This is a genomic window from Nocardia sp. CDC153 (genome assembly GCF_035818515.1).
GTDB lineage: Bacteria > Actinomycetota > Actinomycetes > Mycobacteriales > Mycobacteriaceae > Nocardia.
In genome coordinates this window covers 1,743,208-1,754,879 of sequence record NZ_JAYKYU010000001.1, presented here as the reverse complement: position 1 = coordinate 1,754,879, position 11,672 = coordinate 1,743,208, and the positions used below count along the sequence as shown (strand labels likewise).

9 protein-coding genes are annotated in these 11,672 nt (G+C 68.5%); 3 read left to right on the top strand and 6 right to left on the bottom strand.

Annotation, left to right across the window (positions count from 1 at the left end):
* Position 1: 1 nt before the first annotated feature.
* The 4 genes from VMT65_RS08095 to VMT65_RS08080 are packed head-to-tail and all read right to left on the bottom strand — an operon-like array spanning position 2 to position 5,078.
* Positions 2-1,042 (bottom strand): ABC transporter permease, encoded by a 1,041-nt coding sequence (locus VMT65_RS08095; RefSeq protein ID WP_326307327.1) that lies wholly within the window; start codon positions 1,040-1,042, stop codon positions 2-4.
* 20 nt (positions 1,043-1,062) lie between these two features.
* Positions 1,063-2,586: a sugar ABC transporter ATP-binding protein gene (locus VMT65_RS08090; RefSeq protein WP_326307326.1), complete on the bottom strand. Its 1,524-nt coding sequence runs from the start codon at positions 2,584-2,586 to the stop codon at positions 1,063-1,065.
* 48 nt (positions 2,587-2,634) lie between these two features.
* Positions 2,635-3,732: a sugar ABC transporter substrate-binding protein gene (locus VMT65_RS08085; RefSeq protein WP_326307325.1), complete on the bottom strand. Its 1,098-nt coding sequence runs from the start codon at positions 3,730-3,732 to the stop codon at positions 2,635-2,637.
* The gene (locus VMT65_RS08080; RefSeq protein WP_326307324.1) at positions 3,729-5,078 is read right to left on the bottom strand and encodes an enolase C-terminal domain-like protein; all 1,350 of its coding nucleotides are present in this window, start codon (positions 5,076-5,078) and stop codon (positions 3,729-3,731) included. Before VMT65_RS08080 ends, VMT65_RS08085 begins: the two co-directional genes overlap by 4 nt.
* 173 nt (positions 5,079-5,251) lie before the next feature.
* Between VMT65_RS08080 and VMT65_RS08075 the strand changes: the two genes are divergently transcribed.
* Both VMT65_RS08075 and VMT65_RS08070 read left to right on the top strand, forming a co-directional pair.
* Positions 5,252-6,031 (top strand): SDR family NAD(P)-dependent oxidoreductase, encoded by a 780-nt coding sequence (locus VMT65_RS08075; protein WP_326307323.1) that lies wholly within the window; start codon positions 5,252-5,254, stop codon positions 6,029-6,031.
* Complete coding sequence (locus VMT65_RS08070) at positions 6,028-7,260, top strand: alpha-hydroxy acid oxidase (protein ID WP_326307322.1); 1,233 nt, start codon at positions 6,028-6,030, stop codon at positions 7,258-7,260. Before VMT65_RS08075 ends, VMT65_RS08070 begins: the two co-directional genes overlap by 4 nt.
* A gap of 82 nt (positions 7,261-7,342) precedes the next feature.
* On the opposite strand, the gene VMT65_RS08065 is transcribed toward VMT65_RS08070, so the two are convergent.
* Both VMT65_RS08065 and VMT65_RS08060 read right to left on the bottom strand, forming a co-directional pair.
* Positions 7,343-8,683 (bottom strand): glutamine synthetase family protein, encoded by a 1,341-nt coding sequence (locus tag VMT65_RS08065; protein ID WP_326307321.1) that lies wholly within the window; start codon positions 8,681-8,683, stop codon positions 7,343-7,345.
* A 74-nt stretch (positions 8,684-8,757) separates the two neighbouring features.
* The gene (locus tag VMT65_RS08060) at positions 8,758-10,290 is read right to left on the bottom strand and encodes an alpha/beta hydrolase (protein ID WP_442790188.1); all 1,533 of its coding nucleotides are present in this window, start codon (positions 10,288-10,290) and stop codon (positions 8,758-8,760) included.
* 266 nt (positions 10,291-10,556) lie between these two features.
* On the opposite strand from VMT65_RS08060, the gene VMT65_RS08055 reads away from it, so the two are divergent.
* Positions 10,557-11,648 (top strand): S1C family serine protease, encoded by a 1,092-nt coding sequence (locus tag VMT65_RS08055; RefSeq protein WP_326307320.1) that lies wholly within the window; start codon positions 10,557-10,559, stop codon positions 11,646-11,648.
* The last annotated feature ends 24 nt before the right edge of the window (positions 11,649-11,672 follow it).

Sequence of the window (11,672 nt, the reverse complement as noted above, 5' to 3'; positions counted from 1 at the left end):
ATCAATCCTGTCGGCGCCCACCGGCGATCCGGGTGATGACGAGCGCCACCAGGATGAGCGCGCCATTGATGAACTTCAGTGAGTCCGCGCTGACCCCGCCGTAGGACAGCAGCTTCTGAATGAGGGTGAGAATGGTGATGCCGAAGAACGCGCCCAGCACCGATCCGCGCCCGCCATTGAGCGACACCCCGCCGATCACGCAGGCGGCGAAGACATTGAAGATCATGCCGTCGCCCTGGCTGACCTGGACGCTGGCGAACTGCCCGGTGTAGATCAGCCCGCCGATCGCGGCCAGCGCGCCCGCGATCACCAGCACCGCGATGACCACGCGGTCGGTGCGAATGCCCGCCGCCCGCGCCGCGGCCTCGTTGCCGCCCACGGCGTACAGCGCCCGGCCGGCGGTCGTGTAGTTCAGCACCAGATACCCGATCGCGAACAGCAGCAGGCAGACGACGATGTTCACCGGCACCCCGGCCACCCGCGTATTGCCCAGCCACTCCACCGAATCCGGAATCCTGGTGAGCGTGAACCCGCCCGTGAGAAAGGTCAGCAGCCCGCGCAGCGCGATCAACATGGCCAGCGTCACGATGAACCCGTTGAGCCCGAACCGCACGATGAGCAGCCCGTTGACCACACCCACCAGCAGTCCGGTGAGCAGCGCGAGGGGAATGGTCATCCACGGCGACGCCCACGTGAACGCACCGACCTTGGAGGTGCCCATGGTCACCCAAATCGCCACGCCGGGCGCGAGACCGAAGGTCGACTCCAAGGACAAATCCATCCGCCCCACCACCAGCACCAACACCTCGGCCAGCACCAGCAGTGAGATCCCACTCATGGTGGTCAGCACATTCACCAGGTTGTCGTGCGACACGAAGCTGTGGTTGATGAAATACCCGACCACCAGCACCAACAGAATCGGCGGCACCAGCAATAAATCGCGAAACGCACTCCACCGCACCACCCTTCGCGTCCTCATGGTCGACCCGGCGGTGGCCTGGGCAGGCGGGGTGTCGGCGGCGGGGGCCGGGGTGTCGGTCATAGATTCAGGTCTGCTCGCGCTCACATCAATCCCTCCATGGCTGCGACGAGTTCCCTGTCGCTCCAGCCTTTTCCGAATTCGCCGGTCACGGTGCCCTGCACCATGACCAGCACGCGGTCGCAGTCACGTAGGTCGTCGAGCTCGTCGGACACCACGAGGATGGCGGTGCCGCGGTCGGCGGCGGCTCGGACGACCGCGCGCAGTGTTTGTTTGGAGCGCACGTCCACTCCGGCGGTGGGGGTGATGAGGACCAGCACCTTCGGGTTGGTGGCGAGGGCGCGGGCGAAGACCACCTTCTGCTGGTTGCCGCCGGAGAGTTCGGCGATGCCCTGTCCGGGGCTGTCGGCCTTGATGTCGAGATCGGCTATCGCGGTGCGTACCAGCGCGTCTCGGGTGCGCCGGGACAGCAGGCCGAGGCGGCCCAGGCGGCGCGGCACGGTGAGGGTGGCGTTGTCGGCCACGCTCATCGACAGCACCAGACCCTCGTCGTGCCGGTCGCGCGGCACGAACCCGATACCCGCGGCCAGGGCGGCCGGAACTCCGCCACGACGCAGCGTGCGCCCGCCGGAGCGCACGGAACCGGCGGTGGCGGGCCGCAATCCGACGATGGTCTCCGCGACCTCGACGCGCCCGCTGGAGCCGCCGCCCGCCAGGCCGACCATCTCCCCCGGCCGCACCTCGAAGCTGACACCGGCGAATTCGCCGGGCCGGGTGAGCTTTTCGACCGTCAGCACCGGCGGTGCGGCCGTATCCGCGGGCGGGCGCGGGACGGCCCGGTCCAGCTCCGCCGATTCCCCGGTCATGGCGGCGATCAATTCCCGCTTGCCGAGCTCGGCCACCGGCGCGGTGACAATGTGCCGCGCGTCCCGGAAAACCGTGACATCGGAACAGATTTCGTAGGTCTCGTCGAGGTGGTGCGAGATGAATAGAAACGTCACGCCCTGGTTCTGCAGATCCCGCATGCGCTCGAAGAGTCTGCGGATGGCCGGGCCGTCCAATTGCGCGGTCGGCTCGTCGAGAATGATGAACCGCGCGCCGTAGGACAGCGAGCGCGCGATCTCCACCAGCTGCCGGTGCTCCACCGACAGCTCGCGGGCCGGTGTGTCCTCCGCGATCGGCACCGACCAGGTGTCCAGCAGCTCCCGCGCGCGGGCACGCACGGTGCGCCAGCGCACGATTCGGCCGCCGAAGCCCTGCCGGTTGATGAACAGGTTCTCCGCCACCGTCAGGTCCGGAATGATGGTCGAGTGCTGGTAGACGCACGCCACCCGGGACCGCCAGGCGTCGCGGTCACCGGGCGGTGGCGCGGGCCTGCCGCCGAAGCGCACCTGCCCCTCATCGGCGGGTGCGATTCCGGTCAGGATCGACACCAACGTCGACTTGCCCGCGCCATTACGGCCGACCAGTGCGTGGGTCCGGCCCGCGGTCACCCGCAGCCCGACTCGGTCCAGGGCGACGGTGCGACCGAAGCGCTTGGAGACCCCGATCGCCTCGGCCACCGCCACCTCGCCCGAATCCGCCTCGGCCACCGCGTTTTCCGTCATCGATTCCGTCGTTTCCGCCATCGGTGTCCCCGCTTCGCGATCGGTGCGTCAGTGCCCTCGCCCCCACAGTCCGGGGTCGGTACTGGCGACGGTGGCCATGTCCCCGACCTTGCCGCCGGTCTTGGTCACCACCGGCGCGGGCAGCTGATCCTCGAGCTGACCGTTCACGCCGGTGTCGACGATCACCGAGCCGTGGTCCGTGGGCCCCGGCGCGAACTTGCGCCCGTCCGTCGCCGCCTTGGCGTAATAGACCGCGTATTGCGCGTAGAGATCCGCGGGCTGGGACACGGTGGCGTCGATGTCGCCGTTGTCGATCGCGTCCAATTCGGCCTTGATGCCGTCGTTGGACACGATCGTGATGTGGCCCGGCTGACCGGCTTTCACCAATTTGTTGGTGCGCTTGAGCAGCGCCAGGGTGGGTTGCAGGAACGCGCCGCCCGCCTGCATGTAGATGCCGTTGATATCCGGATCGGTGAGCAGCTTGTCCTGCAGACCCGAGACCGCGCGGTCACCCTTCCAGTCGGTGGGGATCTCGATCACCTTGATGCCGGGATAGCGCGTGCGCATGCAGTCGGCGAAGGCCTGGGAGCGGTCGCGGCCATTGATCGAACTCAGATCGCCTTGGAACTCCGCCACTTTGCCCGCGCCGTGCAGGGTTTCGCCCAGGTACACGCAGGCGTTGGTGCCGTAGGCGCGGTTGTCCGCGCGCACCACCATGTAGGCACCGCCCGCGTCGGGCCGGGTGTCCACGCTGACCACCGGCACGTTCTTGGCGGCCGCCGCGCTCAGCGCCGGTTTCACCGCGGCGGTGTCCTGCGGAGCCATGATGAGGGCCTTCACGTTCTTGGCCAGCAGTGTGTCCACATTCGACTTGAGCCGATTGGCGTCGTTGTCGGAGCTGGTGTTCTCCAGCTTCACCCCGGCGGCCGCGGCCTTGGGCCCGAGGTATCCGGCGTAGGCGCTCCAGAAGTCGGTGTCCGAGCGGGGCTGATCGGCCCCGACCAGGACGCCGTCGGCGGCTCCGGAACCGACGTTGACCGCGGCGGGCGCACCGGATCCGCCGCCGGTCGATTCGCGGGAACAGGCCGCCGCCGCGGCCACGACGAGCGCGGCGGCCAGCGCCGCGCCGATGATTCTGGTGTTCATGAGTTTTCGAGCTCCTTTGCCGAAACCTGGGCTGTGGGTGCGAGTTCGACCGGCCGCCAGGCCGCGCCGGTGGGATAGCGGTAGTCGCGCAGGGTCTCGGGCCGCATCTCGGCGCTGAAACCCGGTGCGCGCGGGGCGAGATAGCGACCGTCGGCCACCCGCACCGGATCGCGGAAGTGCTCGTGCAGGTGGTCCACGAATTCGATGGCGCGCCCGGACAAGGTGCCGGAGATGGCCACGTAGTCGATCATCGCGAGGTGCTGCACCAGTTCGCACAGCCCGACCCCGCCCGCGTGCGGGACGACCGGGACACCGAACTTGGCCGCCAGCAACAGGATCGCCAGATTCTCGTTGACCCCGCCGACCCGGGTGGCGTCGATCTGCAGGATGTCCACCGCGCCCGCCTGGAGCAGCTGTTTGAACAGGATCCGGTTCTGCCCGTGCTCGCCGGTGGAGATGGGCGTCCCGGCGACCCGGCGGCGGATCTCCGCGTGGCCCAGGATGTCGTCGGGGCTGGTGGGCTCCTCCACCCAGGCCAGGCCGACCGGCGCGAGCCGCGAAATCCATTCCGCCGCTTCGTCGACGCCCCAGCGCTGATTGGCGTCCACGGCCAGCCCGATGCCCGGGCCGACGGCGTCGCGGGCGATCTTCACCCGGCGCAGATCCTCGTCCACATCGCGCCCCACCTTGATCTTGATGGTGCGGAACCCGTCGGACACGGCCGCGCGGGCCAGCCGGGCCAGCTTGTCGTCGGAGTAGCCGAGCCAGCCCGCCGAGGTGGTGTAGGCCGGGTATCCGGCGGCCAGCAGGTGGGCCCTGCGCTCGGCCCGGCCGGGCTCGGCGCGGCGCAGGATGTCCAGCGCCTCGGCCGGTGCGAGCGCGTCGGTGAGGTAGCGGAAGTCGACCAGATCGACGATCTCCTCCGGGGACAGCTCGGAGATCAACTGCCACACCGGTTTCCCGGCGTATTTGGCGGCCAGGTCCCAGGCGGCATTGACGACCGCGCCGATCGCCATGTGCATCACGCCCTTTTCCGGCCCCAGCCAGCGCAATTGGGAATCACCGGTGAGCTCGCGCGCGAATCCGCCCAGGTCGCCGATGATCTCGTCGACCCGGCGGCCCACCACCAGGTGCGCGAGCGCCTCGATGGCGACGCGCTGCACGTCGTTGCCGCGGCCGATGGTGAACACGAAGCCGTGCCCGTCCGGGCCGCCCGGATCGTCGGTGCGCAGGATGGCGTAGGCGGCCGAATAGTCCGGATCCGGATTCATCGCGTCCGAGCCATCCAGTTGCGTCGAGGTGGGGAACCGGACATCGTGGGTGTCCAACGCCGTGATTCGTACCATGCGGTTTCCCATCTGCCAGTGATCTGGATCACGACTATACATCCGATGTCTAGAAGCGCAATGGGTTCTCGAGAACTCGAATCACGGCCAAAATAAGCAAAATTCGAGCGACCTCCGGGCCGACACTGCTAGCTTCGAAGGGTCAAACATCGGAGCAATAGCGTGAGGTTGCCATGGATCACCCGGAGCTCGACGGACTGGCCGCGGTCGTGACCGGAGGCGGCTCGGGCATCGGAGCGGCGGTGACCGCCGCCCTGCGCGCGGCGGGCGCCCGTGTCGCGGTGCTCGACCTGCGTCCCGGTCCCGCCGTTCCCGACGGCCCGGCCCTGAATTGCGATGTGGCCGATGACGATTCGGTGCGCGCGGCCATCGCCGCCGCGGCGGCCGCCTTCGGCCGGCTCGACATCGTGGTCAACAACGCGGGCATCGGGGCACAGGGCACCGTCGAGGACACCACCGACGCCGAGTGGCGGCAGGTGCTCGAGGTGAATGTGCTGGGCGCGGTGCGGGTTTCGCGCGCCGCCCTGCCGCACCTGCGCCGCTCCCCCGCCGCGGCCATCGTGCACACCTGCTCCATCGCCGCCACCATCGGCCTGCCCGACCGAGTCGCCTACAGCGCCAGCAAGGGCGCGATCCTGGCCCTCACCCGCGCCATGGCCGCCGACCACCTCGCCGAGGGCATCCGCGTCAACTGCGTCAATCCCGGTACCGTCGACACACCCTGGGTCCAGCGCCTGCTCGCCGCCGCCGACGATCCAGCCGCCGAACTCGAGGCGCTGCGCGCCCGCCAGCCCCACGGCCGCCTGGTCACCGCCGAGGAGGTCGCCGCCGCCGTGCTGTATCTGGTGAGCCCGCGCGCCTCCTCCACCGCCGGAACGATGCTGGAGGTGGACGGCGGCATGCATTCGCTGCGCTTGCGTGCGCCCCGGGCCGCGGAAAGTATGCGACGGTGACCGAACGCAGAATTCCCAAGCCCCGCGACCTGGCTCCGCTGCTGAAGTTCGAGCGGCCGTTCGGCGGGCGAGCAGCGCAACTGGCACGCGCGCAAACCATCTGGGACCTGCGGGAACTGGCCCGCAAACGCACACCCAAGGTGGCCTTCGACTACACCGACGGGGCCGCCGACGCCGAGATCGGTCTCGCGCGCGCCCGGCAGGCGTTCCGCGATATCGAATTCCGCCCCGAGATCCTGCGCAATGTGGCCGAGACCGACACCGGCGCAATGGTTCTCGGCCGACCCGCGCGACTGCCCTTCGGCATCGCACCCACCGGCTTCACCCGCATGATGCACACCGCCGGGGAGATCGCGGGCGCGCACGCCGCGCAACGGGCGGGCATTCCCTTCACCCTTTCCACCATGGGCACCACGGCCATCGAAGACATTGCGGCCGCGACGGATTCCGGTGCGCGCAACTGGTTCCAGCTCTACATGTGGAAGGACCGGGACCGCTCCATCGCCCTGGTCGAGCGGGCCGCGAAGGCCGGATTCGAGACCCTCGTGGTGACCGTCGACGTGCCGGTGGCGGGCAATCGGCTGCGCGATGTCCGCAACGGCATGACCGTGCCGCCGTCCATCACCGTCACCGGCGCCCTCGACGCGCTCCGCCGACCCTGGTGGTGGTGGGACTTCCTGACCACCGAACCCCTGGCGTTCGCCTCCCTGGACCGGTGGTCGGGCACCGTGGCCGAACTGTTGGACACCATGTTCGACCCGACCATCGATTTCGACGATCTCGCCTGGCTGCGCGAGCAGTGGCCGGGCCGGGTGCTGGTGAAGGGCGTCCAGACGGTGGCCGACGCCCGACGGCTGGCCGGGCTGGGCGTGGACGGCATCGTCTTGTCCAATCACGGTGGCCGCCAACTGGATCGGGCCCCGGTGCCGCTGCACCTGCTGCCGCACGTGGTTCGCGAGGTCGGCGCGGATCTGGAGATCCACCTCGACACCGGCATCCTGCACGGCGCCGATATCGTCGCGGCCCTCGCTCTCGGCGCGCGCTTCACCCTCATCGGCCGCGCCTACCTCTACGGGCTGATGGCGGGCGGCGAGGCGGGCGTGGACCGGGCCATCGAGATTCTGCGCACCCAGTTGGTGCGGACCATGCGACTGCTCGGGGTCGCCACGCTCGAGGAGCTCGAACCCCGGCACGTCCGGCTCTTGGAGCGCTACCGCACCGTGGAGTGAGCCGCGGAAATCCGCCGAATCCGCCGCAACGCGAACGGGCCACGCTCACCGCGGTGAGCGTGGCCCGTTCGGGTGCAAGCGATTACAGCCCGAGGTATTCCTTCAACTCGTACGGCGTCACCTGGTTGCGGTAGCCCGCCCATTCGCGCCGCTTGTTGCGCAGGAAGAAGTCGAAGACGTGTTCGCCGAGGGTTTCGGCGACCAGTTCGGACTTCTCCATGGCCTTGAGCGCCTCGTCGAGGGAGGCGGGCAGCTCGCGGAAGCCCATTGCCCGACGCTCGGCCGCGGTCAGCGACCAGACGTCGTCCTCGGCCTCCGGGGGCAGCGTGTACCCCTTCTCGATGCCCTGCAGACCCGCGGCCAGCAGCACCGCGAACGCCAGGTACGGGTTGCAAGCACTGTCAGGGCTACGGATCTCGACCCGACGCGAGGCCGACTTGTTCGGCGTGTACATCGGAACACGCACCAGCGCGGAACGATTCGAGCGACCCCAGGAGGCGGCCGTCGGGGCCTCGCCACCGTGCACCAGCCGCTTGTAGGAGTTCACCCACTGATTCGTGACCGCGGAAATCTCGTGCGCGTGCTCGAGAATGCCCGCGATGAACGCCCGCGCGGTCTCCGACAGGTTGATCGGATCGTCCGGGTCGGCGAAGGCGTTCTGCTCACCCTCGAACAGCGACATGTGGGTGTGCATGGCCGAACCCGGGTGATCGGCGAACGGCTTGGGCATGAACGACGCCCGCACGCCCTCGTCGATGGCCACTTCCTTGATCAGGTAGCGGAAGGTCATGACGTTGTCGGCCATGGACAGCGCGTCCGCGTAGCGCAGGTCGATCTCCTGCTGACCCGGCGCGCCCTCGTGGTGGCTGAATTCCACGGAGATGCCCATGGATTCCAGCGAGTCGATGGCGTGGCGGCGGAAGTTCGGGGCCTCGTCGTGCACGGCCTGATCGAAGAAGCCGCCATTGTCGGCAGGAACCGGGGTCGAGCCGTCGTGCGGACCCGGCTTCAACAGGAAGAACTCGATCTCCGGGTGCACGTAGCAGCTGAAGCCCAGGTCACCGGCCTTGTTCAACTGCCGCCGCAGCACGTGGCGCGGATCGGCCCAGGACGGCGAACCATCCGGCATGGCGATATCGCAGAACATGCGCGCGGAGTGCTGATGCCCCTTCGACGTGGACCACGGCAGCACCTGGAAGGTCGACGGATCCGGCTTGGCCACCATGTCCGCCTCGGAGACCCGGGCAAACCCCTCGATGGCCGAACCGTCGAAGCCGATGCCCTCCTCGAACGCGCCCTCCAACTCGGCGGGCGCGATCGCGACGGACTTGAGATAGCCCAGGACATCGGTGAACCAGAGCCGCACGAAACGAATGTCGCGCTCTTCGAGCGTGCGGAGGACGAATTCCTTCTGACGGTCCATGACCGCGACTGTAGGGGCCGGGAGTTAAATCCGTGTTACATAAACGTCAGCAGGCGCGGCGAGTACGGGGGAACTCAGCATGTGAGACCCGCGGCGGGCTCCTTCAGATCGATCAGATACGAAATCACCGGGTCGTCCACGCATGCCTTGCCCTGCAGCGACACCGTGTGCTGGGTGCCCTTGAAGGTGATCAGGCTGGCCCCCAGCTGCTGGGCCAGGTCCACACCGGCCTGGTACGGGGTGGCCGGGTCGTCGGTGGTGGAGATGACGACGGTCTTGGGCAGGCCCTTGATCGAAAGCACGTGCGGGGAGCTGGTATTCGGGACCGGCCAGAATGCGCACAGCTCGAGCGGCGCGGCATTGCTGGCGTGGCCGTCGTCGAGGAAGGGCGCGACGCGGCGGTAGTCGGCGTCCTGCTTGGCCGCGACCGCCCGATCGGTGATCGGCGGATCGTCCACGCAGCGAATCGCGTTGAAGGCGTCGGAGCTGTTGTCGTAGGAGCCGTCGTCGTGGCGGCCGTCGTACAGGTCGGCCAGCGCGAGCAGGGTGTCACCGCTGCCCTGGGCCAGTTCGCGCAGGCCCTTGGTGAGCGCGGGCCACAGCCGCACCGAGTACAGGGTCTGCTGGACGCCGGTGATGGCGTCGCCGTAGTGCAGCCCGCGCGAGTCCTGGGTGGGCACCGGCTTGTCCCACAGCGGATCGACCAGGGCGCGGAACTTCTTGACCGCCTGCGTCGGATCGTCGCCGAGCGGGCAGTTGGTCTTCTCCTTGTCGGCGCAGTTCGCGGCGTAGTTGTCGAACGCCTTCTGGAAACTGGCCGCCTGCGCGAGGGATTCCTTGAGCGGATCCTGATCCGGCTTGAGCGCGCCGTCGAGCACGAGCGCGCGCACGTGGTCGGGGAACTTCTCGGCGTAGGCGTAGCCGAGGCGGGTGCCGTAGGAGTAGCCCAGGTAGGTCAGCTTCGAATCACCCAGGGCCGCCCGAATGACGTCCATGTCCTGCACGACTTCCCGGGTGCCGACGTGGGCGAGGAACTCCTTGCCGGTGCGCTCGACGCACTTGTTGGCGAAGTCCTTGTTCTCGGCCTCGGCCGCGGCGATGCCCGCGGGCGAGTTGTCCTTGTTCGGTTCGGCGCGCTGGGCGTCGTCCTCGGCGGCGGTCATGCACTGGATGGCGGGCTGGGACGCGCCGACGCCGCGCGGGTCGAAGCCGATCCGGTCGAAGCGCTCGGCGAGCTTGGTGCCGTCGCCCTGGCCGACCATGGTCAGGCCGGTCACGCCCGGGCCGCCCGGGTTGAACAGCAGCGATCCGATCTTGTTGCCGGAGGCCTTGATGCGCGAGATGGCGATCTTCGCCGTCGCGCCATTGGGATTCGCGTAGTCCACCGGCACGGTCACCCGGGTGCACTCGACGCCCTTGGGCAGCTGATCGTCGTCGCTCTGGGTGTAGTCCGCACAACTGCCCCACTGCAGGGTCTGGTTGTAGAAGGAGTCCATTCCCACCGGAGCACTCGGAGTCGGGTTGCCGTCCACCACACTGGTGCACGCAGCCGCGGTCATCGCCAACGCCGTTGCCAAAAGCACGACCCGGCCGGTTCGCATCGCCATGCCACGATCGTGCCATCCCACCGAAAACACCCTCGCACCCCTTCCGGCGCCCATATATCTCTCCGTTTACATCGCGGCGGCGACGCGTGTGCGCATCGTCACGCACGCCCGCTCCGGAGTCGAAGAGGGCACGGAACAGCGACGCTAGAGGTTCGGAGCGGACTCCACCCGGTACGTGGGTGTACACAAAGTAAGTCCCCAGGCGGCTCTCAGAAACCGCATGCTTAATGGGAAGAGACCGTGGGGGATCGACTCAGAGGGACGTCATGAACGTGCAATCCACCCTTCGCGCCGCGGCCGCCGCCGTGGTGGCCCTGACCGCCACCCTGGGCCTGGTGGCGTGCGGACCGAACACGCTGGTGCCGGGCAATCCGGTGGCGCAGTCGCCGGGCCAGGTGACGCAGAGCCAGCCCATCGATTTCACCACTCCCCCAGCCGATCTCGACAGCGCCGCGCAGGCCGTGGTGCCCGGCATCGTGGATGTGAACACCGAGCTCGGCCTGCAGAACGGCGAGGGCGCGGGCACCGGCATCGTGCTCACCTCCGACGGCGTCATCCTCACCAACAACCATGTGGTGGAGGGCGCGACCAAGATCTCGGTCACCGATCTGGGCAATGGCCAGACCTACGACGCGACCGTGCTCGGTTTCGATCGCAGCGAGGACATGGCCGTCATCAAACTGGCCGGAGCCTCCGGGCTGACGACCGCGCCGCTCGGTGATTCGGACAAGGTGGCGGTCGGGGACGCGGTGGTCGGCGTCGGCAATGCGGGTGGGCGCGGCACGCCCACCGCGGCGGCGGGCAAAGTGACGGCGTTGAACCGGGCCATTACCGCCAGCGACGACGCCACGGGCAGCTCGGAGCAGCTGACCGGGCTGATCCAGGTGGCCGCGAATATCGAGCCGGGCGATTCCGGTGGGCCGCTGGTCAATTCGGCCGGGCAGGTCATCGGCATGGACACCGCGGCCTCCCAGGGCTTCCGCTTCAGCATCGGCGGCGGGCAGGGCTTCGCGATTCCGATCAACAAGGCGCTGAGCGTGGCCAAGCAGATCCAGTCCGGGCAGTCGTCGGACCGCGTGCACATTGGCGACACCGCCTTCATCGGCGTCTCGGTGACCTCGACGGGCGGCGGCGCGCAGGTGCGCGGCGTGGTCCAGGGCGGCCCGGCCGATTCGCTCGGACTCCAGGCCCGCGACGTCATCACCGGCCTCGACAACCACACCATCACCTCCGCAACGGACCTCACCAACACCATGGACCAGCACCATCCGGGCGACACCGTGACCCTGAAATGGACCGACGGCTATGGCCAATCCGAGTCCGCTCAGGTGCAGCTGGCCAAGGGTCCGGTGGGATAGCGCCACCTACCTTCCGACCGGGAT

What these genes read in the sequence shown, in the direction of transcription:
- VMT65_RS08095 (WP_326307327.1), bottom strand. Translation starts at nt 1,042, where the DNA reads ATGACCGACACCCCGGCCCCCGCCGCCGACACCCCGCCTGCCCAGGCC.
- VMT65_RS08090 (WP_326307326.1), bottom strand. Translation starts at nt 2,586, where the DNA reads ATGACGGAAAACGCGGTGGCCGAGGCGGATTCGGGCGAGGTGGCGGTG.
- VMT65_RS08085 (WP_326307325.1), bottom strand. Translation starts at nt 3,732, where the DNA reads ATGAACACCAGAATCATCGGCGCGGCGCTGGCCGCCGCGCTCGTCGTG.
- VMT65_RS08080 (WP_326307324.1), bottom strand. Translation starts at nt 5,078, where the DNA reads ATGGTACGAATCACGGCGTTGGACACCCACGATGTCCGGTTCCCCACC.
- VMT65_RS08075 (WP_326307323.1), top strand. Translation starts at nt 5,252, where the DNA reads ATGGATCACCCGGAGCTCGACGGACTGGCCGCGGTCGTGACCGGAGGC.
- VMT65_RS08065 (WP_326307321.1), bottom strand. Translation starts at nt 8,683, where the DNA reads ATGGACCGTCAGAAGGAATTCGTCCTCCGCACGCTCGAAGAGCGCGAC.
- VMT65_RS08060 (WP_442790188.1), bottom strand. Translation starts at nt 10,290, where the DNA reads ATGGCGATGCGAACCGGCCGGGTCGTGCTTTTGGCAACGGCGTTGGCG.
- VMT65_RS08055 (WP_326307320.1), top strand. Translation starts at nt 10,557, where the DNA reads ATGAACGTGCAATCCACCCTTCGCGCCGCGGCCGCCGCCGTGGTGGCC.